The following is a 23,473-nucleotide window of genomic DNA, read 5'->3' as shown; positions in this document are numbered from 1 at the left end:
CGAAAATTCTACATACCAATCCCCCCTTGAATGCCATAGCTCAAACATTCAAGGGGGGATTTTTATCATCGTGAACCTATTGAAAAAGTGTGTCGATAAGGGTAAGAAAATCCGTTGAACCCGATAAATATCATAAATCAAGAGTTGATTGCTACTACTCAAACTTTGATTTCCTAAAGTCAAGGCTTGGGCGATACAATTCAAGCTTTGATTTCCATCAATCAAAGCTTGAACTGCAGATCCAAATCCGTTTAGAAGATATTCCGAACGGCTTCAGGCAAACTTTTGTACGGCTATATAAAAACATTACACCCTCCAAATCTGTAAAGGCAACACTTTCGTGCCCAAAAACAGATATGGAGGGTGTATAAATTATATAGAAAAAAGAAGCCGGATTAGATCGCTGCATCCAAAGCTGCAATCCACTTATCCATTCTGGCATCGCTTTCTTCCGGATAGTTTACTTCGTCCAAGCAAAGTCCGACAAGCTTGCCATCTCTTTCTGCCTTTGAATCTGTATAGCTGTATCCTTCCGGAGCATAAGCACCAACAAATGTAGCACCTGTACCTTGAAGCTCATCGTAAAGAAGACCAACAGCATCACAGAAAGTAGTATCGTAGCTATCTCCGTCTCCACATCCGAAGAATCCTACCTTCTTACCGGAAACGTGAGATTTTAGTTTTTCGATAAAGTCGATCCAATCATCCTGAAGTTCACCATCACCCCAGGTACTGGAACCAAGAATAAGCACATCGTAAGCATCAGCCGCAGCAGCATCTGCACCGGCAACGTTATGTACATCGCTTTGAGAAACATTTAGTCTGTCTGCTACACGTCCCGCAACATCTTCTGTTGTTCCGGTAGAAGAACCGAAGAATATACCAATATTAGCCATAATGAATGTTGATAAAATAGGTTGTTAATTTTTTATTTTTAGGGCTCTTTGCCTTCGGTGCAAATGTAAGAGTAAGGATGCATACCCACAATACCAAAATATAGGTATTATATGAGCTTTTATGCCGGATATGTGAGATAGAATACCCCTCCGTACGGGACATCTTTGGCAAAAGCTTCTTGAGCGGTTTCGCATATGCCGCAAATAAGGAAAAGCGATCTTAATGTCCCTCCGTGAGCAACAATCAACAGCTGTTTCACGCCCTCTTTTACATAATGATTTATCAGCTCTTCCACCCTATCTCTAAGCTGTGAAAAAGACTCTCCACTCGGGCATATCGTATTCTCATAATCCCGGAACCACTCTTTCCCTTCCTTTGTCTCATAGATACTGTTCCATGTCTTCCCTTCCCATGCACCGAAATTGAGCTCCATGAGTCTTGAATCCGTAGAAAATGTGAGTCCTAATCTTGAAGCAAGAGCCGTGCAACGGGAAGACGGGCTGGATATTGCCTTGTACATCCCGACATCATCGGGCAATAACTTCCGGACTGCATCGGCTTCTTCGTCAAACTTGTCGGATACCCCGACATCCTGATGCCCATAACAGACACCGGACGGAGCATTTACAGAGGTATGTCTTATGGCTAATATATTCATGGTTATACCCAAACAAGAGTAGTGGCAAGAGCAAAAGATAGATAGACAATCAACTCTCCTATCTGCTGTACAGCCCCTAAAACATCCCCCGTATATCCTCCTATTTTTCTTTCCGTATAGCTCTTGAGGGTAAGAGCAAAAGCAGTATCAAGGAGAAGAACAAAGAGTGCAACTTTCCATGAAATCAGGAAAAGAGGTGTGAGTCCGAATATGGAGGCGACTACAAGTGTTGTCGGAGTAATGCCATTACGGGTATGCTCTGCCTTGCCATGCTCTTCCTCTTTCCTTACATACTTGGACGAACGGATATAAAACGTGGAAAGAAGCCTGCTACTGGCATGAGATGCCATGAAAAGATAGAGCCAAAGCAGAGGAGTGTATGGATATAAAGAGACAAACTTAAACAGGTGCAGAAAGATAAGAGCAATGATACCATACGCTCCTATCGAGCTGTCTTTCATTATAGATAAGATGCGCTCTTTTGTCCGTCCCGCTCCGAAACCATCGAAAAAATCGGAAAGACCATCCTCATGAAAAGCTCCGGTAAAAAATGGAAAAAAGGCAAGACCGAGGAGCAATGCAAGTTCATTCGGAAGGATATACGATAATAAAAAAGTGATACTTCCCCCTAAAGCTCCTATCAGGAGCCCTATTAGAGGAAAGTATCTGAAAGATTTATTCAAACTCTCTGCCTTATATTCCACACTCCTAAGCGGAGTTCGGGTGTAGAACATCAGAGCATGAAGAAAATAGTCTATCTCTTTGCGTATCATGAACGTAAGTTCTCAGGCGTCTCTCTGTATCGCTCCACCTCATAAACTTCAGCTTCATCGAAAGATGCCATGTTATTAAGAAAAACGAGGGCAGACTGTATGATAGGATAAGCTATGGCTGCTCCCGTACCCTCTCCCAAGCGCAAGTCCAAACGGAGTACCGGCTCCCCTTTCATGTGGGCAAGCATTACTTGATGCCCCTGCTCCTTGGATGCGTGCGAGAAGATCACATTATCTATGATGCCATGATCTATTTCAAAGGCAGAAAGAAAGCCGGATGAGGTTATAAAACCATCGGCTATAATCACCATTCCCAATCTTTTGGCCTCCAACACTGCTCCTGCAATAGCAGCAATCTCTAAGCCGCCATACGTGGCAAGAGCTTCTAATGGGGTGGAAACTTTATGCTTGGCATAGGCACGCTTCAGAATATTCAGTTTGTGCTCTACTCCTTTTGCATCCAATCCTGCTCCCGGTCCCACGCAGATTTCCAAAGGAGCACCGGTGAAGTGATGCAGAAGAAGAGAAGCAGGAGAGGTGTTGGCAATACCCATTTCTCCAAATCCTATCACATTGCATCCTCGCTCATGCTCCATGCGAACATATTTTGCACCGACCTCCATCGCTTTCCGGCAAGTCTCTATATTCATGGCTGGGGCGTGGAGAATATTTTCCGTTCCCCTTGCAATCTTCTCTCGAGCCACGTTCAGACCCTCAGCGAAGTCATAGTCGACACCAACATCCACAACAGTGAGATTGAATCCGTGTTGTTTGCAAAAGACATTGATTCCGGCTCCTCCACGAAGAAAGTTGAGAACCATCTGCCATGTCATCTCTCTTGGACAGGGACTCACCCCTTCTCGTTCTATGCCGTGATCTGCGGCAAAGACTATCATTGCCGGATTTTTCAGCTCCGGCGTTAATGTTTTTTGGATAGATCCTATCTTGAAAGCCAGTCTTTCCAAAACACCAAGCGATCCTATGGGCTTGGTTCGAGTGTCTATCTTCCGTTGTAGTTGTTGTTGAAAGTTCATTTTCTCTTACTTTAGTCTTAACGGTATGCCCGATATCATACAATATGCTTCGTCTGCCAAACCGGCGATATACTGGTTAATCCATCCCTGCAAATCGGTAAAATGTCTGGAAGATTGGTCAGGAGCGTGTAGCCCCATCCCTATTTCATTGCTTACAACAATGAGGGTAAACTGCTGTTCTATAAACTTATTCCACTCTTCTTTGGCTTGTTCAAGAGAGCTTTGGAGAGCATATCCATTGGCATGATAGATGTTTGTGAGCCACAATGTAACACAGTCGAGCAACACTACTTTCCCGGAAAGATCGTGCTTGCTAATCTCTATCTCCTCCTCTATATTCGTCCAATGCGGTCCTCTATCCTGCTGATGTCTTCGGATACGCTCTCTGAAGTCATCGTCCCAAACATGTGCCGTGGCAAGATAGACAGGATACGGAGAGAGTAGCTCCGCTGTCCGTTGAGCGAAGCTACTCTTTCCCGATCTTTGTCCACCTGATATATAGATGATCTTACGCATCATCTCTTCCATTCCAAACCAACCCTAAGGGTTGCAAGGAAATTCCTTCCCGGCATATAGTATTGGTCTTTGAATGCGTAGTTTTCATTGAAAAGGTTGTTCACTTGGAACTGCAACCCAATCATTCTGTTAAAGTCCGCTCTTAAAGAAAGGTCTGTAACAAGATGTGGAGGTGTTTCTATCACTTTGTCTTTCGCAACATAACCATCCTTTTCGATAAATGCTTCCGCAGCATGTTTAGCGAAAGATTGCTCGTATCTTGAGCCTCCGTATCTTGTATTAAGACGTGCAGACAAGAATCTGTACTTGAAATAGATTCCGGCATTAAGGTTTGTGTTTGCAACATATAAGGCAGCTTTCCAAACATCAGCCTCCTTTACTCTGTTTTTGAATAGATAAGTTCCTTTTGCATAAAGCTCAAGATTGAGAGAAGGACTCATCAATTTTCCAAAATCTATAGAAGCCAATGCTTCCAATCCTTGCATTTCCCCGGCTTTCGCATTGATATAGAAGTTTTCAGGACGAGAGGTATCCTTTATGATCTTTCCGTTATAAAGCGTGTAGAAGTAATTCAAGTCTATATTGATAAAGCTGTTTCCATAACCAAAACCACCTTCAAATGTATGAGAAGTTTCAGGTTTAAGATTTGGATTGCCTACATACTTGTAATTTCCCCATGGAGTTTTTATTTCGTAAAAACCACTTGTGTAAAGAGGGTCCGGTACATAGAAAGCATTTCCGTAAGAGCCATGGAAATTGAGACCATTATCCATAACATACTTTATGCCCGCAGAAGGATTGGCATAGAAGTGGTTGTCATCCTTCTTTTCATTTGCAAGAAGTTTGTTGGCATAGGTTGTAGAACGTAAACCATTAGCTCTCGCACCTAAATTGAATGTTAGTCCTTCATTCGTGTATGTTACTTGCCCATATCCGCTAATACGTAGAGAGGAGTTGTCCGGCTTATATGGAGCAACAGGTTTACCCGCTGCCTCTTGACGTTCAGAGCTATACTTATACATGTCATAATCTACTCCGAACAGAACATTCCAATCGGAAATAGTCAGGTTGTCCGATAATTTAAGTCCGTAACTCTTGATATCATCACGGAAGTTCAGGAAGTTATCTTTTCCTTCCAGTTTTTCGTAAAATCCTGAATTCTCTACTGCAAAGTATGGAGATATAGAAAGATTGTGAGATCCCAATCTCCATTCAACATTTCCTTGTACGTTGGATCTCTTTGCCTGCTTGAGAGAAGGATAAGTTGCAGGATAAGCTCCCGGACTATCTATGCCATCCGCATTGTAAAACATTCCGGTGATTCCGGCTTTAAGGTCTTCCGCAAAGTCATAACTCAACTTACCCATCAACTGCAAGTGATCTATCTTGGTGTGGGGATACGGCTTGTTATAAGAATCTTTATTGACAGTAGCTTTTTGTCCGGCTGTCAAAGAAAGCATGTGCTTATCTCCTATCTTATAATCATCCTTCTGAGCATCACTCTGTACACCTAATACAACTCCAAGTTTATCGTATTTTGCTGCATAGTGTGCATCAATAGTATGATGCTTGAAGCTACCATAGCTAACGCCTAAACCAAGTTCTGATGTAGGCATAGCCTTTTTGGTTATGACATTTATTATACCTCCCATAGCATCTGTACCATAAAGCACAGCATAAGGTCCCCTTATGACTTCCACTCGTTCGATGAGAGAAACCGGAACGGTAGAGACATTTGTTGTTCCTGAAGGCAGACCATCTATCATAATTAAAGTATAGGCTCTTGCATGGGCAGTTGGTGAAAAACCTCTCATACCTATACTCGAACTTGCTCCGGGATATTTAATCATATCCACATTAGTAAATCTAGATAGCAATTCGCCCAGATCTTTTGCCACCGTAGAGGCTAACTGTTCCTGTGTTATAATCTCTACTCTTTGAGGGATATTCTTTAGAGGAATGTTAGTCTTTGTAGAAGTAACCACTACGTCTCCTATTTGTAATGGATCTTTCTTAGATTCTTGAGCATATCCCAATGTTGCAAGAGCAACAAGAGAGCATGTAAGTAATAACTTTTTCATGTTTGATGTAATGTAAATGTTTAACTTCTTTATTAGTGTTTGTGTGTCTTATAGCATAGAGACAATGCAGACAAATATAAAGACCGGAACAGAAACCATTATAAGAGAATCTATCCGATCCAATATTCCTCCATGTCCGGGCATTATACTGCCACTATCCTTGACATTGTATGTCCTTTTAAGCAGGGATTCAAACAGATCTCCCAACGTTGCAAGTATGGACACCAAAAGAGCAAGAAGAAGCCATTGCAAAAAGGAAAGTACTTCCGGGAACAAGAAGTAGAAACCAATAGAAAACAAAAGAGTAAAAAGGACACCGCCCATAAACCCTTCCCACGTTTTCTTTGGAGAGATACGTTCAAATAACTTTGTTTTCCCCATCAGACTTCCTACCAGAAACGCTCCTGTATCATTTATCCAAATGAATACAAACATCGGCAATAGCCAGAAAGTATGACTCATCCAAGTCGGGATATTCTCGGGTAATATCAGAGTGCTATCCACACACAATCTATGCACTACCGCTAGAGGAATTATACAATAAGCATGTGCAGCAAAAGCGTAAGCCACTTCTCTTATCGGACTCTTTCTGTTTCGGAATAATTCTGCCAATATGTAGAAAAACACATAAGCCGTGTAAGGAAGAGAGAATATTATTTTCTCCTTCTGATCCAAAGGCTCTACTCCACTTGTCGTAACGATAAAAAAGAGCAAAAGTCCCATTAGCGAATGCCATATTTTCAGGAACAAACGATCCCTGTTTATGGAGACAATGGACTGGAACTCAAAGGTCCCCAAAGAACCCATAGCTGCCAATAGTGCCCCCGTTAAGTATGGAGAGTTTGAAAAAATAGCTCCGAGTATCAGAACTACATATATAGAACCATAAATGGTACGCTGTACGAAATTGGACTTTATCATAATCAAGCAGAATACCTTAATAGGGTATCTGAAAACAAATTTAACTATAATATTTTAATCTATAGGGATGACATAAAACTCTGCAATAAGAGGATTATGATCACTTACACCTTCTTTGTTCTCCACTTTTGAGAGATAGGCCTTAAGGTTTCCACTATAAAAAATGTGATCTATACGGAACCAAAAGAACCTCTCATTGTAAGTAAACCCAAATCCCGAACCGGCATCCTTGTATGCATCTCTCATATCGGATCGCATTGTTTTATAGGTGTAAGACATCGGAGTATCGTTCATATCTCCACAGACAAAGGAGTACGCCGGAGCATACAATAAGGAGAGCGAATCTACTGTCTGTTTTACCACGCCTGCTGCAAATGCTCGCGTTTCAAGTTTAGGTCCCAACTTTTCTCTCAATCCGGAGTAGATACGAGGGATATTCAAGAGCGGTTCTTTCTTTATCCACCCTTTAATCGTCTGCTTGTCCCGTTGTGTAAGACGATAAGACTCCATGTGGTTATTGACCACCATAATCTTCTCGCCATCACGATGCTTCAACATATAGGAGCAAGAGCTGTTACCATCTGCCGGGTAACGGATCGGGATCTGTTTTATTATCGGATACTTGCTCAGCAAAACCAATCCCTGAGAGTGAGATTCATAGTCCACATGTTCATGAATATAAGGATACTCCTTGCCAAAACTCTTTTTCAGAAGAGCCGTATTCTTCTCTAAGTTTGAGTTAAATATGGCTTCCTGCAAACAGACAATATCTGCATCCGAATTATTGATGAACTTAATGGCGGTCTCCCCATTCTTGGACTTTCCCTTAAAGCTCTTCACATTGTAGGTCATCACCTTTATCACTTCTGCATCTTGAGGAGCTTTGTTTGTTCCGAATCTTACCGGGCAATATGCCAAACTGTATGGTATGGCAAAAAGGAGCAAGACAGAGTATATGCCAAACAAGAGCCAGCGTCTTCTCAATAAGTAAAACAAGAAAAAGAGTAGCAGAAGAAAGAACCATACCGGATACGAAAGATTGAAAAAAGCAGGCAGTACGGTAATCTTCGGAGAGATATAAGGAGCAAGAAGAGCTATTGCAAATGCCAGAATAAACAGAGCATTAACAACGCCCTCAATAGTGAGAGTAAGATGCTTAAATATTTTATAGCGACGCTTCATCTCTTTATGACACCTTTCCGAATGAGTTGTTTTCTTTGAGATCCGGACAGAGAAGTATATCCAGACTCATGTATCTGTTTTTTCATATCCGTTCTATCTGCTTCTCCTTTTGTCACAGAGTAGAGAAAAATTTTTTTCTTTCCAAAAACAATCCCCAATATAAGTGCCCCCAGATGGACAATATGTCCGGCACTATTCCCTAGCAAAAGCAGTCCGAGAATAGTTGCGATACCAAGAAATGCAAACAGGTAAAAAGGAAGCCTCTTATAACACCCCAGCACACTGCCGAAAGCAAACAAAGCCAAGCCGGATGCGCCACTAAGAGACCCCATCCATTGAGGGACTAAAATAGTAGTAGCAGTGAAAAGAAAGAGAGGGAACAGAAATGCAAAAATAGTATATAAAACAGGACGAAAGATGTAAACCTTCTTATCTCCAAAGAGAGAAAAAAGTATAACCCCGGTAAACAACAAGATATTACTGCCCAAATGCAAGAAGGTCTTGTGAAAAAAGGGATACGACAGCAAGGTCCATGGTGAATCTGCCACCGATGTGAGCACAGGAGTAAACAGAAGATCCCCGGAAATAGGAAGCAACCAAAAGAGTACAGACAGTGTACACATACCGGCACACCACCAAGAGAGTGGCAGAGGTCCTCGTTGTTGTCTGATATTAACCACGTCTACTGTTAGTAATAAACCTCTTTCCCGTGTTTTCTACGCCAAATAAGTATAAAGATGAGACCAAACAACATCCCTCCCAAGTGTGCAAAGTGAGCGACATTATCCCCTGCTCCCGGATGGATACCGGCAAACAGTTCTATAAGTCCATATCCTATCATCATATATTTTGCCTTGATAGGTATGGGTATGAACATGATATACATGGGAACATTGGGGAAGGTCATTCCAAAGGCAAGCAGTATTCCGAATATGGCACCACTTGCTCCCACGGTTATAAACTGGTCTAAATAACCGGAAGCAAGGAAGATACTATACTCCGAGTATCCTGTAAGAGTAAGATACCAAACGATCTGTTGCACGATGCCGGCACCAATCCCTGTAAAGAGGTAAAAGAATAAAAACTTCTTTCCACCCCATATTCTCTCCAGACTTGGTCCGAACATCACTAAGGCAAACATATTAAAGAATATATGAGAAAACCCTGATGCATCGTGCATGAACATATAGGTAAAAGGTTGCCATAGCTTAAAACTCTCTGTTGGGAAGTAGTGTAAACCAAGCAGATAAGTGAGATCCCAGCCCAGCCTTGAAAGGACGAACATGGAAACCCAAGCCAAAGCATTTATGATCACAAGGTTTTTTGTAACGGGAGGGAAATGACTTAAAGGGTTCATTATGCATTTATGATGATATAGATTTTTATAATAACCGAGAAGCTCAGTAGGCTTCTCTGTACTTGGCTTCGTCTTTATCTTCCAAGATACTCAGATAGCTTCTGAATCTCGACTCTGAAATATGCCCCTCTTCCACAGCTACATTTACGGCACATCCGGGCTCGTGAGTGTGCGTACAGTTGGAAAAGCGGCAAGACTTCGACATTTGGAAGATTTCCGGAAAGAAATGTCCCACTTCTTTAGGGTCAAAATCCAACGTTCCGAACCCCTTTATTCCCGGCGTATCTATCAAGAAAGAGTCCGGCTCACCCGGCAAATCTATCATGGTAGAATAGGTTGTCGTATGTACACCGGCAAGGTGAGTGGAAGAGATAGACGCTGTCCGTAAGGAAGCGGTAGGCACAAGAGCATTTATGATGGAGCTTTTCCCCACTCCGGACTGACCGGACAGGAGCGTTACGCCTCTGCTTACATACTGTCGAAGGGTCTCCATTCCCTTATTCTCGATAGCAGAGACGGAGAAGCACCTGTACCCTATCTCCTCGTACATTTTACAGAGCTGTCCGAGCATCTGTTGCTCCTCATCGCTGTAAAGGTCTATCTTATTGAAAACCAAAGCAGCTTCCACACCATAAGCCTCGGCTGTTGCCAAAAATCGGTCTATGAATGTAAGCGGTGTTTCCGGATAGTTTATCGTAACGATGAGCAATGCCCTATCCAGATTGGCTCCTATTATATGTGCCTCTTTGGAAAGGTTGATGCTCCGACGGATGATATAGTTTTTCCGGGGCAGTATCTCAGTAATAAAGCAACAAAGATCCGCCTTACCACTTGAAGACTCTCCATAACCTTCGGGAATGGAAAACCGCACCCTATCACCGATGGCAATAGGATTGGTTGTCCTTATCCCCTTTATCTTGAAGCGTCCTTTCAGTCTGCACGGATAATCTTTTCCCTCACTGCGAACAGTGTACTCATTACCCGGATTTCCTATAACAATTCCTGTCTGTAGCGATGTCATCTACTATCCACAAAACAAAGGAGCAGAGCTTTTTCTCTTCTCTTAAATAGTAAGTATCTCCTTCTCTTTAGCTGCGTAGAGCTCGTCTATCTTTTGTACAAACTTATCGTGGATCTTCTGCACTTTTGCTTCTGCATCCTTACCCATGTCTTCGGCAAGACCGTTCTTCACCATCTTTTTAAGCTGGTCTATTGCATCTCTTCTGGCATTTCGCACACTCACTTTAGCAGTTTCCGCTTCATGCTTACTCTGCTTGGCGAGCTGCTTACGTCTCTCTTCTGTAAGAGGAGGAATGCCGATGCGGATAAGCTCTCCGTTATTTTCCGGAGTGATTCCAAGATCCGAATCTATGATTGCCTTTTCTATGTCCTTAATAATAGACTTCTCCCACGGAGTGATAAGAATAGTCTTGGCATCCGGAGTAGTAAGAGACGAAACATTGGCTAAAGGTGTCATGTTGCCATAGTACATCACCATGATACCGTCAAGAATTTTCACATTTGCCTTACCTGCGCGAATACGTGCCAACTGCTCATCTAAAAATGAAATGGCATCATTCATTAGAGTTTCTGCGTGCTCTATAACTACTTTAATATCTTCCATAAATTATTATACTTGTTTTTTGATGATTGTTTACTCTCTATTGTTGTTACTCCTTATCTATATAGACACGTGTACCGATATTTTCTCCGGAGAGAAGCTTGAACAGATTTCCAGGTGTATCCATATCGAATACCACGATAGGCATCTTGTTCTGCATACACATTGCCGTAGCCGTTACGTCCATTACCTTCAGATCTTTGGCTATAACATCCGAGTAGGATATCCGATCGAAACGAATAGCATCCGGATACTTTTCCGGGTCTTTGTCGTATATGCCATCCACTCTCGTTCCTTTAAGCATGGCATCCGCTTCCAACTCTATCGCTCGGAGAGACGAACCGGTATCTGTGGTAAAGAAAGGATTTCCGGTACCTGCCGCACAGATGACCACCCTACCGGCTTGAAGGGCTGCTATTGCTTTCCATTTATCGTAAAACTCCCCTATTGGTTCCATTCGGATGGCGGTATAGACCACATTATCCACTCCGTTTGCCGTCAGTGCAGAGCTTAGAGCCAAGCTATTGATACACGTGGCTAACATCCCCATCTGATCTCCTTTTACTCTATCGAAACCGGACTGAGTGGCTCCGGATAGACCTCTAAAGATGTTTCCTCCTCCTATTACTATTGCAATCTGAATACCCAAATCACGAGAGCGTTTTATCTCTTGTGCGTATGAATTTAGTCGGGAAGGGTCTATGCCATAGGACCGTGTCCCCATGAGACTTTCGCCACTGAGTTTCAATAAGACTCTCTTCATTTCCAATCTCTGCTAGGTATAATATTATTCGTATTTCTGTTATTCGGCAGAAGGAAGCACAAAAGCCACCTTCTCTATCCCTCAAAGATAAAGAATTTAGTTTAATACTCCGCATCCAAAATGGTTTATACCCTATTTCTACACGCTCTGGATTTTGCATCATGATGCTGTTTTCATGCTTGTAACGGAAGTGATTCAGAGATAGAACATTTTGGAAAAACATCTATTCTTTAACCCATCTGCCCCATATACATCTTAAAGACAGAGAAATGTTCATTTCCTAAGCTGCCTCCAAAAGAGTCTGAACCTGATTAGAAAAGATATTTACCGTATTTAGAGTTTGTTCTGAACGCAATCGGAAATTCAAATCAAGGCTTGCTCGCTCTCTTTCAAGATTGGATTTTCAAAAGTCAAGGCTTGACTTCCACAACTCAAAGCCTGATTTCGAGATTTTATAACGTTTGGCAAAAGATTTAATACCGAATACCGGATCTATTATATACGTTCAAAATCTCAAATACATTCCATAAAAGATCTCTCCGTTATTCGTTTTTTCTTTACATTTGTGCCATCAAACTAAAAGCGCAATCCGATGAAACACAGTTTTTCTACACTATTTCATCTTTGCCTGCTACTGCTTGCAGGCTCTTTTCTGATAAGCTCTTGTAAGGGAGAAGACCCCGATATCATCTTTGATTTCTATCCTCTCAACATAGAAATAGAAGTGGCAGATAAGGAGGGAAGAGATCTTTTGGATGCCAATACTCCGGGCAACCTGCTCTCTCAAGATGTTACCGCCACATTTTTAGGAAAGACTTTTAAGATGGGAGAAAGAATAGACCGACCGACTCCTGATGTTTTCCGAACCTATATGCCTACATTTCATGGGCTGCTTATTGGGACAAACAAAAATGGACGTAAGGTTTTATATTTTGGAGAATTGGCAGGCGACAGTACGTTTGAATCGGAAAAGTTGGTGCTGAACTGGGGGAACGGCTGGCCGGAAGATGTAATAACCATCAACCAGAAAGCGCACAGGAAAAAGAATGATATAAAGGTAAAGAGGAGTTTTTATCTCAACGGCAAACAGGTTTCTCGTCCTATCAAGATCGTGAAAGGATAACAACCTCTCTGTCCGAAAGAAAAAAGGATTCGTACGGATGTGGTAAAACTACCACGCTGTACGAATCCTTTTCTGTTTAAGATATATGCCAATCTACTTTTTCCAGTATATCCCATGCCCCTCGAGTGAAGTCCGGGATCTCTATCGGAACTGATCCGAGACGAAGAGACTCTTCCGAAAGCGGAATGATAGAGCACCACTCTGCCATGTCATAGACATCCATGTCAAGAGGTAAACCTTTCTGCAGACAGTATATAAGCCGTCTGTCCATAATGCCGCTCATAGGAGCATGTCCCTCCAAATGCTTTATGCCGTCAAGAATATCCGGTGTAAGGATCGGATGGCTGTATTTCTGCAACAGCTGCTCCGTCTGTTCGTGTGGCAGATAGTCCGGAAGATCCGGATGAACTACGCTGTTATAAGAGATGCCGTTACAATATTCAGGCTTCAGCGAGAGTACGGGATAAGGGTATTTTTGAGCGAATCCGTCCGTGCCGACAATCTGCAAAGAGCGAGAGTAAGGTCTGTATGAGGCAACATCGTGTTCGATATAGAGCGTGCATCCTTTCTCTGTCTGTATGATGGTCTGAGTGTGATCTCCATTTGCAAAGCTGCTGAAATCTTCGCCATAATGATCGCCCAACACACGAGGAGTATGCTTCGGGACGGCTTCCATAGCGACTAATCGTGAAAGACGATCTCCTCTGTGTATGTTCATGGCAAGGCAGAGAGGAGCCACTCCATGGGTTGGATAGAGATCTCCTCGCCTTGCAATATTATGCGCCAATCTCCAATCTTCTCTGTGTTGCAGCCATTGGCTATGAAGATTGTGTACATATCCTCCCTTTGCGTGAACGATTTCCCCGAAGATGCCACACTGTGCCATGTGAAGCATGGATAGCTCGAAGCGGTCGTACACACTGTTTTCCAACATGAAGCAATGCCTCCGGGTCTGCTCGGCGGTCTCTACAAGTTGCCATATCTGAGCCATGGAGATGGCTGCCGGCACCTCTATCGCGACATGCTTTCCGTGCATCATTCCTTCCGTTGCTATCTCTGCATGACTCTCCCATGTGGTTGTGATGTAGAGCAAATCCACACAAGAGTCCGCAACACAAGAAGTCGCAGCACACTCTCCGGTATAGCAAGAGACCTCACGATAAGGTAAAAGCTCCGATGCTTTCCGTACGACCGACTCGTCCAAATCTGCAAGAGCCACTATTCTGATACCGGGAATCTCTACAAGTCTATCCAAAGCCTTGCTACCTCTTACACCTAAACCAACTATACCGATGCGTACAACCGGAATAGGTTCGGCTCTAAAGGAAAGAAGATGATTATGGTTCATCTCTTTTCTCGCTACTCTTGAGCAAATCCTCCATCAGGGCATCTATGGAGAACAGACCCTTCCGTCCCGGAATATATTCTGCTGCCATGATCGCTCCGGTGGCAAATCCTTCTCGCCCGTGAGCTTTATGCTCTATCGTGATGTCGTCTATCTTTGAAGAGTAAGATATTGTATGCGTGCCCGGTACATTATCTTTGCGATGCGCACGAATGGTAATACCCTCATCCACAGGAGCAAGCGAACCATCCGTAGTGGTAAATATAGCCAACTTCCGATCTATCTTGTCGAGAATCTGATTGGCAAGCGTCAGAGCCGTACCGCTTGGAGCATCTTTCTTCTCGGTATGATGTGTCTCATCTATAATAACACCATACTGGGGAAGAAGATTCATATAAGTGGCAAGCAGCTCATTTATCTTTCCGAAGATATAGACACCGATACTGAAGTTGGAGCTATAAAATAGTGTACCATTCTCCTTCTCCATCGTGCGGATCACATTATCCCACTCGGAAAGCCAGCCTGTAGTACCGCAGACAACAGGTATTCCTGCTCTGAAACACGCCTCCAAATGCCCCGGAGCAGACGAAGGGGTGCTAAACTCTATGGCAACATCCGCAGTGAAAAAAGAGGATGAACGGTCTTCCAACTCCCATACATTCTCCTCGTCTATCACCGATACTATTTTATGCCCTCTCCTTTCCGCTATCTCTTTGATGGTTTTACCCATCTTTCCATATCCTATAAGAGCTATTTTCATGCTGTCTTCGTATATATTTTTCGCTCACAAATATACTTATTATTTCATCCCACCGAAAGCAACAAAAGCTTAACGGAACAGATATGAAGCTTAAAATAAAAAAACTGCAAACTGATATAGTCTCCCGAAAAAAGTTTAGGAGCTTCGGCGATAACCAAAACCCCTAAACTTTTTCTCTCCACTCGGATCTAAAGAATCTCTTATTTCTTTATGTGAAAAATTATAACTCAACGTTCATACTGACCTCTTCAGGATAATTATATCCCGAACCAAAACCTGACGTCTTCTCTTCTTTTAGCTCTTCGTCCATCGGAAGTTGAGAAATCATTGCCTTCCCCGGCTTTCTTATCTTGCTAACGGAGATATGGTATAAGTGGTTTCTTACCGAAGAGTAAAGTTTGAAAATCTTGGATGAGGATGAGTCTAAAATCTCTTTATGAACCAATGGTATGGCATAAAAACAGATGCCGCCATGATGGTAAGATATACCTCTGATATGATAAGAGTTGGTATGAGAGTTCATTCCCGATAATATGTAACGGGCTCTGTCTTTCTCACGCTGACTTTCTGCAGCTTGCCTGATAAAGTTTTCCAAGTATTTTTTGCCTTCTTCATAGTCTTTTTTGAATGCCTGCTCGTAAGCATCCAGCTGATCTATCTTTGCAGTAGTAACCTTTGTGATAAGAGCCTTGAAACTATTGTCGTCAAATGTTCGTCCTTTATATGTTGCCCAACTCGAACCTAACTCTATTGTCTCCGGAGCATAGGTAACAGAGACAATTAAGCGCGAGCAGTTGGTTGCTAAAAATTCAGGTCCCTGGATAGTGTTTTCGGGAATCATTCCATAAAACGGAGTATCGGAAGGAGAGTTTATGTTTATTGTCCTTCCGATATTAGTCTGGGAGAGCTTAGAGTCTTCAATGCGAAAAAACTGAGCATTAACCTGATCAAAATTCTTGATGCTGCCAAAATTTCCATCCTTAGGAATGGAAAAATCGCTTTCCACACCGGTTCTTATGATCATCTTGGAGTAGGAGGGAAATGGAACAATGCTCTTGTTCACAACATCCGGATAGATCTTTATCTCTTCACCGATACGTCCTCCTTCCACGACCATGTTATCAAATGAGAGAGTATAATAAGAGCTGACGGGAGTCATCTCGAATAGCTGATAATGCTGAGATGTATCGGAGTTTGAATCATGAGTGTCCGGAGTGGGTTTTATGGTTACCGCTCCATCTTTACAGATGTATGTGTTTTGGATGAAAAAGTCGTCTTTAGAGTCTTTGTCATAGATTGATACCGGACTATCAAATATCTTTATGTTGGTTTTATTAAGTTCAAGCTTGTCTATAAGAGTCTTATAAGGGTTAAACAAAACAATCAGCTTATAATTGTTTTGCTTAATCTTGATCGGATTGAATTTTATATCGACTCCTGTTTCTGTTAAAGTCAAAGATTCAAAAGCATCCGAAACTATACCTTCTTTGCTTCTGAATACAGGATAGTATATCTGCTGTTTAAGGATATACTCTTTACCGGAAGGTGCAAAAAAAAGAAAATAAACACTTTGAATATCCTGCGAAAGATGCTTCTTAATCTCTAAAAGTTTGTTGCTCCCCTCCTCTTCTCCTCTAAAAACCATCTCATTGTATCTTGTAGAAGAGGTCAAATGTAGCTCCATCAGTTTCTCTTGTGGAGTTTCTTTACCATTATTAGGAAGTCTGAATGGCTCTTCCTTACAACCGGAAGAGAACAGAGCAAGTGCAAACACTAATGCTGAAATGTGGCTTTTCCTCATAAATTCTTTGTTTTTACGTTAATTTGGAGGTCAAAGGTAAATAAAGGCGGTCTCATAAACAAATTTTCACTCATAATTCACTTCTTTATCGTATTGAAATGGTGATAACGGAGGTTTGCAGCCTGTTTACCTGTGATATCGACAAAGCTTGCCGTGAACATCCATTTCACCAAACGTATTTCCAGAGAACGAAATGCTCCGACAGGAAGCTTTATCAGCACATGATTCCAACCCTTATTCAGTTCTACATGAATAGGTTTTCGAGAGGGAATATTCTCATTTCCCAACAAGATCTCATTATCTCTTTTATTATGTGTCGCAGACCATTCGGGAGCCGGGATCTCTTTCTTATTTATCCAAATCTTACTCCCTCTGTAATCCCACTTTCCTTTAGGAGGAGGTAAATCGCTTTCGCTACGGCTATAATTCTGTGTCTCGAACAGCAAACCAACAGTTTGTTTCTTCGGAGAATGTACCCAAGTCATTGCATAAGCGGTGTGATACTCTTTAGGATTATCATAAACATTGGGACAAATAACATTACCCCAAACATGCCTTAGATAGAAACCCGATCCAAAGAATTGATGGCTATCTCTCCTTTTCCCCTCAAATATATAGTAAGGTAGCTGCTTAGGTGGATAAGTGGAGGTTCTATCTGAAAGGTAGATCTCTTCAGGAGGAAAGACTTTTTCCAAATCTCCACCATTTTCAAAAGCATCGACAATAACCCAAGATGCTTGGCTCTGCCGAACATAGGGAATTAACTCTGATGATAGAGTACGCTCTTTGTGCCAAAGAAGTCTTCTCTCAAAGTCGGCAAACTCCTTATAGGCATCACTAAATCTGTCTGAAAATAGATTTGTACTCTTGTCGAAATATCCATATCCGCCTCCGAACCACGCACGTTCCGCCATAGCCAACATTGTCGGATAGAAATTATTCTCAGCCATTAAGGTAGGAATATCGGAAATATATCTATCATTCCATACCGCCAGTATCGTTCCTGCCAGATCCGAAGAGCCATTGTGGCTATTGTAAATAGTACTGCTGTATAATGCCCTTATATCTGCAAAAAGATCGTAATGGTTTATATAGTGAAGTCGACTATCTATTGCGGGAATACCGGACTGGGCTTTACCTCTATAACTCCACAGATGTGTCATATCTATCTCCGTTGGTTCATAGTTCCAGCCGGGATTCCATGAGATAACTTTCCGCCCCAAAGAACGGACGTACGCAACCATTTCAGGCACAAAACCCGGATCTGTAAACTCTACTTCATCTGTTCCTATATGTATATAAGGCACATCCATCACCTCTATTGCTTCAGCAAGCAATCTTTTAAGAGCAGTCTTACCTTGTTCTATTTGCATACCATATCCCATGGCACGTTCAAAAGCAGCACTGTGTCCGGGCATATCTATTTCAGGAATAAGTAACATATGATGTTGTTTACACCATTCGACCAATTCTTTAGCCTCTTCCAATGTATAGTATTTACCCGGCATACGAGTGGTATGTTCCGGAGCATTCAGCTGAGAATAAATCTTACTCTCTAATCTCCAAGCTTGATTCTCCGTCAGATGCCAATGAAAGACATTAACCTTAAAGTATGAAAGCAGTTGTATTTGCTTTTTAAGTTCGGACATGGGAATGTAAGTCCTTCCGACATCGTGCATGAATCCTCTGATCCTCCAAGCCGGCCAATCTATAATTTCACAAGCTGGAAGTCTGTAAGGATACTGTTCCCATAGCTGGGCAAGCGTTTGCAATCCTCTATAAAGTCCCGTTTCGGTCAGAGCAGAAAGAGTTATGGACTGCTCTGATATGCATAACCGATAAGCCTCTTCCTCGTTTTGAGTTACCTGAGATGGTAAACTGTCCACGACAGAAAGCTGTATGAAATGAGGAGAGTTGGTATCTGTTTTTAAGCCCACTCTCGATAACCAAGTTCCAATAGGAATATCTTGAGAAGAAGATATCAGTTTGACTTTTTGAGCAGTAAAAAATCCTTTGTGTTCCTTATAGCTCTGTGGCTTGGGCAATAGATGATGATGAACAGAGGCGTAAACATTCGTAGATATACATATTGCAAGCAAAGCAATAAGAGAGGGGCTGAAAAGTCTAAAAATCGTGCGCATTCCTTGTGAGTATTATCGAATGGTAAAGATAAAAATATGGCTGTAATATTTCGAGAGATTTCTGTTTCTCTCTACCCAAGAATACTGTCATAAACTTCTGAAATATCATTTCGGTAAAGAATGTCCCTTAGAAAGTGCCTTAAAATAAGAGTTTTGGCAAGAAAAAATATTTTTCATACCTTTGCTTTTCGGCTATTCAGCGGAATAGCTTAAAAGTATCCGAAAATCGGGTACCTCTTCGTTTCGGACGTTCTAAAGATATGTCTGCTACCGGAGAGCCAGTGTGAACTTAAACTTATTGTATGAATTCTAAAACTTTTGCCTTGGCAACAGTTTTTCTGATTTTACTCTCAGTGCTACTTACTGCTTCTGTCGGTAAAGGAGAGCGCGCCATTTATGGTTATAATCCGGGAGATATGTTGCAAAGGATCAAAGTGGAGGGAGAAATAGTACCGGTGTCTGTGGGTGATGAAGACTCTTCAATAGTACACTTTTGGAGTATTGAAGATGCAAAATCCAGACTGACAAATGCGTTACTTAACGAGCGTTGCAAAGGTTCAGATGTAAATTTTATTTCTATCTGTATTGATGGCTCGCTTCGGGATATGGAGCAATGTTTGGCTTTGGATGGCATAGACCCTCAAAGCAGCTCCAACAAATACCTCCGTTTGAATGATTACCGTACTCTTGCTCGAGACTTTGAAGTAAGAAAAGGACAGACAAAGACGTTTCTTGTATCTGCTTCAGGGATAATAGAAGAGGTCTTCTCCAATGAAGATGCGTGGAAAACCTACTCAGGATTATAGTTCATCGAAAGAGTATGCATGGTCTTAAAAAGACTAAAGTACGACAAGTAAGTCGTTATGGATATCTAAACCCCTCACAATAGTATCTTCGGATACCAATTGTGAGGGGTTTATTTTTCTCTTTGTATCTTTGGGACAAACTCACAGAAAGCTCTCTTTTATGTTACGATATTTGGCTCCTTTGCTTTATCCTTCCATTTGTTCTCTTTCTGAGAAAGAACGAGAACGATATTTCAAAGGCAAATGGGTTGTTGTTACCGGTGCATCTCGTGGCATAGGGGCTTGTTTGGCAGAAGAGCTCATCGCATCAAAAGCAAATCTGCTGCTCATTGCCCGATCTGAAGACAGACTTCAAGAACTTTGCAGAAAGGCATCATCCAATGGTTGTTCAGCTATCTATCGGGCATTGGACTTGCGCAATCAAGAACAACTCTCCCTTCTTTGCGAAGAGCTTCCGGGCTTACTTCCCAATGTTCACTTCTTTTTCAGTAATGCGGGAAAATCCATCAAGCGTAAAATATCAGACTCCATTTCACGTGCACATGACTTTGACCGAACCATCTCACTGAATTATACCGCAGCAGTACATCTATCCCTTGCGCTTCTTCCTGCTCTCAAACAATCTCATGGTACCATCATATCAACCTCTGCTGTAAGTCTCCTCTACCCTTTTGCACCCGAATGGTCTGCCTATCATTCCTCAAAAGGAGCGGCAGATATCTGGTTTCGCACGGCATCGACAGAGTTATTTACAGAAGGAGTAAAAGTTCGCATTGCTTACATTCCTTTGGTACACACCGAGATGTCTGCACCTAATCTTGATTACAGAAATCTTCCCGGTTATCAACCGGAAGCGGCAGCCCGAATACTTCTAAGGCTTGCCATTGGCAGACGAAACAGATATATCCCTTGGTGGGCAAGGTTGTCCGCTCCTCTCGCTCAAGCTTTCTCTCCTCTTGTAACCATTGGTTATAAATATTATTTCAAGAAAAAAAGATGTCTCAATACCGCTACTCGATTATAAAAGCCCTCTATAATCAAAATTTTATCTCTCCTAAAGGAATCTTCTATTGGATAAAATCCTTTATGAAAGAAGGCTTATCTCTCATGGCTCTACTCCATTTTTCTGCTAAACTTTATCCGAGCAAATCGGCTTTGATCTATGGGCAAAATGAGGAGAAAAGCTACAAAGAGTTGTACGAAGACTCCCTTAAATTAGCCCAACTCCTTATTCAATGTTATAAAGTAAAAAGAGGAGATCAGATTGCAGTCCTGGTAAGAAATCATCATATAGCTGTCATGCTTCTGCCCGCATTGTCTCGTATAGGGGCAGATATTCATCTTCTGAATACAGATCTGAATGCTTCCAAAGTAGAAGAAATCTTAACCACCAAGAGGAGGTTTTCTCTTCTTATCATAGATGAAGAGCTTCGGGAGAGAGCGCTTCCACCCACACCATTGCCTTTTACTTGGATTACAACCGAAGCCATAGACTCTCTGCTATCTTCCGTTCATAATAAAACTTCCTCTATTGCCCTGCCACGCATTGGGAGAGGTGGTGCATTCTCTATTCTGACAGGAGGATCAAGCGGGAAATACAAGGAAGTATCTCGAAAGCCTTCGGCTACCAATTTTCTTCCTCCCCTATTGGCTCTATTCCGTCAAGTCGGTATTCAAAACTACGAATCTACCTACATTGCCCTTCCTCTCTATCACGGCTTTGGGTTAGCCACGCTCATAGTATCACTGGTGATGGGCAAAAGAGTTTGGCTGACTCGCAGATTCGATCCGGAAGAAGCAGTTCGTGGCATAGAAAAATATGGAATAGAGGTAATGCCCTTAGTTCCACTTATGCTTTCTCGAATGATACAATGTCCGCAAGCAGAGCAACATCTTAAATCCCTGAAAGCGATCATCTGTGGTGGAGACAGGCTGGATCGCAAACTGATCTCCCACGTACATGCGGCGGTATCCCCTATTATCTTCAATCTATATGGCACTTCCGAAGCAGGTTTTTTCCTATTGGCTACACCGGAAGATCTGGATGCAAATAGTAAAACTACTCTTGGAAAGCCCATAAAAGGAGTAAAATGTGAAATAAGAAATACCTCTTCCGAAGGAATAGGAGAGCTTTGGGTCTCCTCCTCATGGGCTATGCAGGAGCGAAGAAACCGATGGCAAAACACAGGTGATAGGGCTCGCAAAACTCCGGATGGGTATTACTTTCACGAAGGACGTCAGGATCAGATGGTGGTTTGTGGTGGAGAAAATGTCTATCCGGAAGTTGTAGAAAGAGTCATTGTAGAGCATCCGAATGTCCTCTCAACCAAAGTTTATTCCGAGTCGACTACCGATGGCGTTACATTCTTGGTAGCAGACATAGAGCCGGTGAAAGGGTCGGAAATTTTGGAAGAGGAGCTTAAGGTGTGGCTTCGTCCAAGACTTTCCCGCGCAGAGATGCCGAGAAAGATAAATATTGGCAAGCTCTCTCTTTTGGCAACAGGGAAAAGAGTTGCCAATCAGAATGAGCTAAAGGAAGTCGTAAATCAAGAGAGGAAATAAAAAGAGTCTGTTTCACACTTTCTTTTGTCCTCTCCCGGCTTCTATCTCTTCTTACCAAAATAGGTCTCTAATAGCTCTGCGCTGGCAACAAATGAGCTTTTTCTATTCTCCAACACATCGTTCTCTACAAGAGGAAGAAGTGTTTCTATCGTTTTATTGTGATAGAAGTTTCTCAAAAGTTCTTCATGTATGCTTTCGTACATCCAATATTTGGACTGCTGGTTACGCTTCTTCTCGAAGTAGCCATTCTCTTTTACGAAAGCGACATAGTTCTCAATCATCTGCCACACTTCATCTATACCCAAAGCGTAATAGCCCGAATAGGTCAAGACTCTGGGAAACCAACCGCTTTCTGCAGGGGGGAACAAGTGCAGCGCATTGCGATAGTGAGATGCTGCAAGCTTGGCTTTATCTATATTATCTCCGTCTGCTTTGTTGATGACAATGCCATCCGCCATCTCCATGATACCTCTCTTGATCCCTTGCAACTCGTCTCCCGTTCCGGCAAGCTGAATAAGCAGGAAAAAATCGACCATAGAGTGCACAGCCGTTTCACTCTGACCCACACCTACGGTTTCAACAAAAATGGTATCAAAACCTGCAGCCTCGCAGAGGACAATGGTTTCACGCGTTTTTCTGGCAACACCTCCCAAAGATCCTGCCGAGGGAGAAGGACGTATAAAAGCATTATCTTCCTTTGAAAGATCCTCCATTCGTGTCTTATCTCCCAAGATACTGCCTTTAGAACGTTCACTACTGGGGTCTATTGCCAACACTGCAAGCTTATGTCCCTTACGGATAACATGCATCCCGAAAGCATCTATACTCGTACTTTTACCTGCACCGGGAACGCCCGTTATACCGAGACGTATGCTCTTCCCGGCATGAGGAAGACACTTCTCGATCACCTCTTGGGCTATCACTTGGTTGCTCTCCAGCGAGCTTTCCACGAGTGTTACCGCCTGAGAAAGCATTGTCATATTTCCTTTTAGAATGCCTTCCACATACTCCGCAGCCGTGTATGTACGTATCTTTCTCTTTTTAAGATATGGGCTGACTATGGGAGCATTTTCTACTCCCTTATTTACTTTCAGACCTTTATACTTCTCGTCGTTCTCCGGGTGAAACATCT

The 23,473-nt window shown here is 42.4% G+C and carries 22 protein-coding genes; 4 read left to right on the top strand and 18 right to left on the bottom strand.

Annotated elements, in window-relative coordinates:
• Positions 1 to 395 precede the first annotated feature (395 nt).
• The 13 genes from HQ39_RS00950 to pyrH all read right to left on the bottom strand — a co-directional run bounded on the left by HQ39_RS00950 (position 396) and on the right by pyrH (position 11,803).
• Positions 396 to 896: a flavodoxin gene (locus HQ39_RS00950; RefSeq protein ID WP_036862800.1), complete on the bottom strand. Its 501-nt coding sequence runs from the start codon at positions 894 to 896 to the stop codon at positions 396 to 398.
• Between the two features lie 119 nt (positions 897 to 1,015).
• The gene (locus tag HQ39_RS00945; RefSeq protein WP_036862797.1) at positions 1,016 to 1,555 is read right to left on the bottom strand and encodes a histidine phosphatase family protein; all 540 of its coding nucleotides are present in this window, start codon (positions 1,553 to 1,555) and stop codon (positions 1,016 to 1,018) included.
• Between the two features lie 2 nt (positions 1,556 to 1,557).
• Positions 1,558 to 2,328, bottom strand: a complete 771-nt coding sequence (gene cobS / locus HQ39_RS00940) for an adenosylcobinamide-GDP ribazoletransferase (protein WP_036862793.1) — start codon at positions 2,326 to 2,328, stop codon at positions 1,558 to 1,560.
• Positions 2,325 to 3,362, bottom strand: a complete 1,038-nt coding sequence (gene cobT, locus HQ39_RS00935; protein ID WP_036862792.1) for a nicotinate-nucleotide--dimethylbenzimidazole phosphoribosyltransferase — start codon at positions 3,360 to 3,362, stop codon at positions 2,325 to 2,327. Before cobT ends, cobS begins: the two co-directional genes overlap by 4 nt.
• Positions 3,363 to 3,368: 6 nt before the next feature.
• Positions 3,369 to 3,881, bottom strand: coding sequence for a bifunctional adenosylcobinamide kinase/adenosylcobinamide-phosphate guanylyltransferase (locus HQ39_RS00930; RefSeq protein WP_036792869.1), 513 nt, complete (start codon positions 3,879 to 3,881; stop codon positions 3,369 to 3,371).
• Entirely contained in the window at positions 3,878 to 5,959 is a 2,082-nt protein-coding gene (locus HQ39_RS00925; RefSeq protein ID WP_036862789.1) for a TonB-dependent receptor plug domain-containing protein, read from the bottom strand. The genes HQ39_RS00930 and HQ39_RS00925 overlap by 4 nt, the downstream gene beginning before the upstream one ends.
• 48 nt (positions 5,960 to 6,007) lie before the next feature.
• The gene (locus HQ39_RS00920; RefSeq protein ID WP_036862786.1) at positions 6,008 to 6,880 is read right to left on the bottom strand and encodes a phosphatidate cytidylyltransferase; all 873 of its coding nucleotides are present in this window, start codon (positions 6,878 to 6,880) and stop codon (positions 6,008 to 6,010) included.
• A gap of 54 nt (positions 6,881 to 6,934) precedes the next feature.
• Positions 6,935 to 8,062, bottom strand: a complete 1,128-nt coding sequence (locus tag HQ39_RS00915) for an endonuclease/exonuclease/phosphatase family protein (RefSeq protein WP_052079292.1) — start codon at positions 8,060 to 8,062, stop codon at positions 6,935 to 6,937.
• Positions 8,059 to 8,742: a rhomboid family intramembrane serine protease gene (locus HQ39_RS00910; RefSeq protein WP_036862782.1), complete on the bottom strand. Its 684-nt coding sequence runs from the start codon at positions 8,740 to 8,742 to the stop codon at positions 8,059 to 8,061. The genes HQ39_RS00915 and HQ39_RS00910 overlap by 4 nt, the downstream gene beginning before the upstream one ends.
• A gap of 8 nt (positions 8,743 to 8,750) precedes the next feature.
• On the bottom strand, positions 8,751 to 9,419 hold the full coding sequence (locus HQ39_RS00905; RefSeq protein WP_036862779.1) for a rhomboid family intramembrane serine protease: 669 nt from the start codon (positions 9,417 to 9,419) through the stop codon (positions 8,751 to 8,753).
• 43 nt (positions 9,420 to 9,462) lie between these two features.
• Positions 9,463 to 10,440 (bottom strand): ribosome small subunit-dependent GTPase A, encoded by a 978-nt coding sequence (rsgA, locus tag HQ39_RS00900; RefSeq protein WP_036862777.1) that lies wholly within the window; start codon positions 10,438 to 10,440, stop codon positions 9,463 to 9,465.
• 42 nt (positions 10,441 to 10,482) lie between these two features.
• Positions 10,483 to 11,043, bottom strand: a complete 561-nt coding sequence (gene frr / locus HQ39_RS00895; RefSeq protein WP_036792226.1) for a ribosome recycling factor — start codon at positions 11,041 to 11,043, stop codon at positions 10,483 to 10,485.
• A gap of 46 nt (positions 11,044 to 11,089) precedes the next feature.
• A complete protein-coding gene (gene pyrH / locus HQ39_RS00890; protein ID WP_036848912.1) occupies positions 11,090 to 11,803 on the bottom strand; it encodes a UMP kinase in 714 nt (237 codons plus the stop codon).
• 592 nt (positions 11,804 to 12,395) lie between these two features.
• On the opposite strand from pyrH, the gene HQ39_RS00885 reads away from it, so the two are divergent.
• Positions 12,396 to 12,926: a hypothetical protein gene (locus HQ39_RS00885; RefSeq protein WP_036862771.1), complete on the top strand. Its 531-nt coding sequence runs from the start codon at positions 12,396 to 12,398 to the stop codon at positions 12,924 to 12,926.
• Positions 12,927 to 13,002: 76 nt separating this feature from the next.
• Here the strand turns inward: HQ39_RS00885 and HQ39_RS00880 are convergent, their stop codons facing one another.
• From HQ39_RS00880 to HQ39_RS00865, 4 genes are all read right to left on the bottom strand, one after another.
• The gene (locus tag HQ39_RS00880; RefSeq protein ID WP_052079291.1) at positions 13,003 to 14,274 is read right to left on the bottom strand and encodes a Gfo/Idh/MocA family protein; all 1,272 of its coding nucleotides are present in this window, start codon (positions 14,272 to 14,274) and stop codon (positions 13,003 to 13,005) included.
• Positions 14,264 to 15,031 carry a 4-hydroxy-tetrahydrodipicolinate reductase gene (gene dapB / locus HQ39_RS00875; protein ID WP_036792220.1) on the bottom strand — a complete coding sequence of 256 codons (768 nt, stop codon included), beginning with the start codon at positions 15,029 to 15,031 and terminating at the stop codon, positions 14,264 to 14,266. The genes HQ39_RS00880 and dapB overlap by 11 nt, the downstream gene beginning before the upstream one ends.
• A 220-nt stretch (positions 15,032 to 15,251) precedes the next feature.
• On the bottom strand, positions 15,252 to 16,832 hold the full coding sequence (locus HQ39_RS00870; protein ID WP_036862768.1) for a fimbria major subunit: 1,581 nt from the start codon (positions 16,830 to 16,832) through the stop codon (positions 15,252 to 15,254).
• Positions 16,833 to 16,909: 77 nt separating this feature from the next.
• Entirely contained in the window at positions 16,910 to 18,973 is a 2,064-nt protein-coding gene (locus tag HQ39_RS00865; protein ID WP_036862759.1) for a family 20 glycosylhydrolase, read from the bottom strand.
• 302 nt (positions 18,974 to 19,275) lie between these two features.
• Here HQ39_RS00865 and HQ39_RS00860 point away from each other — a divergent pair, with 302 nt between their 5' ends.
• The 3 genes from HQ39_RS00860 to HQ39_RS00850 all read left to right on the top strand — a co-directional run bounded on the left by HQ39_RS00860 (position 19,276) and on the right by HQ39_RS00850 (position 22,341).
• Positions 19,276 to 19,779 carry a hypothetical protein gene (locus tag HQ39_RS00860; RefSeq protein WP_036862755.1) on the top strand — a complete coding sequence of 168 codons (504 nt, stop codon included), beginning with the start codon at positions 19,276 to 19,278 and terminating at the stop codon, positions 19,777 to 19,779.
• 160 nt (positions 19,780 to 19,939) lie between these two features.
• On the top strand, positions 19,940 to 20,803 hold the full coding sequence (locus HQ39_RS00855; RefSeq protein ID WP_052079289.1) for an SDR family NAD(P)-dependent oxidoreductase: 864 nt from the start codon (positions 19,940 to 19,942) through the stop codon (positions 20,801 to 20,803).
• A gap of 62 nt (positions 20,804 to 20,865) precedes the next feature.
• On the top strand, positions 20,866 to 22,341 hold the full coding sequence (locus HQ39_RS00850; protein ID WP_235317627.1) for an AMP-binding protein: 1,476 nt from the start codon (positions 20,866 to 20,868) through the stop codon (positions 22,339 to 22,341).
• Positions 22,342 to 22,382: 41 nt separating this feature from the next.
• On the opposite strand, the gene meaB is transcribed toward HQ39_RS00850, so the two are convergent.
• Entirely contained in the window at positions 22,383 to 23,471 is a 1,089-nt protein-coding gene (gene meaB, locus HQ39_RS00845; protein ID WP_036862754.1) for a methylmalonyl Co-A mutase-associated GTPase MeaB, read from the bottom strand.
• Positions 23,472 to 23,473: the final 2 nt, after the last annotated feature.

Source organism: Porphyromonas sp. COT-108 OH2963 (genome assembly GCF_000768895.1).
GTDB lineage: Bacteria > Bacteroidota > Bacteroidia > Bacteroidales > Porphyromonadaceae > Porphyromonas_A > Porphyromonas_A canoris.
This window is presented reverse-complemented; position numbering and strand designations above follow the sequence as displayed.

Coding starts and splice junctions, on each gene's coding strand:
- HQ39_RS00850 (WP_235317627.1), top strand. CDS start 20,866: ATGAAAGAAGGCTTATCTCTCATGGCTCTACTCCATTTTTCTGCTAAA.
- HQ39_RS00915 (WP_052079292.1), bottom strand. CDS start 8,062: ATGAAGCGTCGCTATAAAATATTTAAGCATCTTACTCTCACTATTGAG.
- HQ39_RS00905 (WP_036862779.1), bottom strand. CDS start 9,419: ATGAACCCTTTAAGTCATTTCCCTCCCGTTACAAAAAACCTTGTGATC.
- frr (WP_036792226.1), bottom strand. CDS start 11,043: ATGGAAGATATTAAAGTAGTTATAGAGCACGCAGAAACTCTAATGAAT.
- pyrH (WP_036848912.1), bottom strand. CDS start 11,803: ATGAAGAGAGTCTTATTGAAACTCAGTGGCGAAAGTCTCATGGGGACA.
- HQ39_RS00885 (WP_036862771.1), top strand. CDS start 12,396: ATGAAACACAGTTTTTCTACACTATTTCATCTTTGCCTGCTACTGCTT.
- cobS (WP_036862793.1), bottom strand. CDS start 2,328: ATGATACGCAAAGAGATAGACTATTTTCTTCATGCTCTGATGTTCTAC.
- HQ39_RS00870 (WP_036862768.1), bottom strand. CDS start 16,832: ATGAGGAAAAGCCACATTTCAGCATTAGTGTTTGCACTTGCTCTGTTC.
- HQ39_RS00865 (WP_036862759.1), bottom strand. CDS start 18,973: ATGCGCACGATTTTTAGACTTTTCAGCCCCTCTCTTATTGCTTTGCTT.
- cobT (WP_036862792.1), bottom strand. CDS start 3,362: ATGAACTTTCAACAACAACTACAACGGAAGATAGACACTCGAACCAAG.
- HQ39_RS00950 (WP_036862800.1), bottom strand. CDS start 896: ATGGCTAATATTGGTATATTCTTCGGTTCTTCTACCGGAACAACAGAA.
- HQ39_RS00920 (WP_036862786.1), bottom strand. CDS start 6,880: ATGATAAAGTCCAATTTCGTACAGCGTACCATTTATGGTTCTATATAT.
- rsgA (WP_036862777.1), bottom strand. CDS start 10,440: ATGACATCGCTACAGACAGGAATTGTTATAGGAAATCCGGGTAATGAG.
- meaB (WP_036862754.1), bottom strand. CDS start 23,471: ATGTTTCACCCGGAGAACGACGAGAAGTATAAAGGTCTGAAAGTAAAT.
- HQ39_RS00945 (WP_036862797.1), bottom strand. CDS start 1,555: ATGAATATATTAGCCATAAGACATACCTCTGTAAATGCTCCGTCCGGT.
- HQ39_RS00880 (WP_052079291.1), bottom strand. CDS start 14,274: ATGAACCATAATCATCTTCTTTCCTTTAGAGCCGAACCTATTCCGGTT.
- HQ39_RS00860 (WP_036862755.1), top strand. CDS start 19,276: ATGAATTCTAAAACTTTTGCCTTGGCAACAGTTTTTCTGATTTTACTC.
- HQ39_RS00930 (WP_036792869.1), bottom strand. CDS start 3,881: ATGATGCGTAAGATCATCTATATATCAGGTGGACAAAGATCGGGAAAG.
- dapB (WP_036792220.1), bottom strand. CDS start 15,031: ATGAAAATAGCTCTTATAGGATATGGAAAGATGGGTAAAACCATCAAA.
- HQ39_RS00925 (WP_036862789.1), bottom strand. CDS start 5,959: ATGAAAAAGTTATTACTTACATGCTCTCTTGTTGCTCTTGCAACATTG.
- HQ39_RS00855 (WP_052079289.1), top strand. CDS start 19,940: ATGTTACGATATTTGGCTCCTTTGCTTTATCCTTCCATTTGTTCTCTT.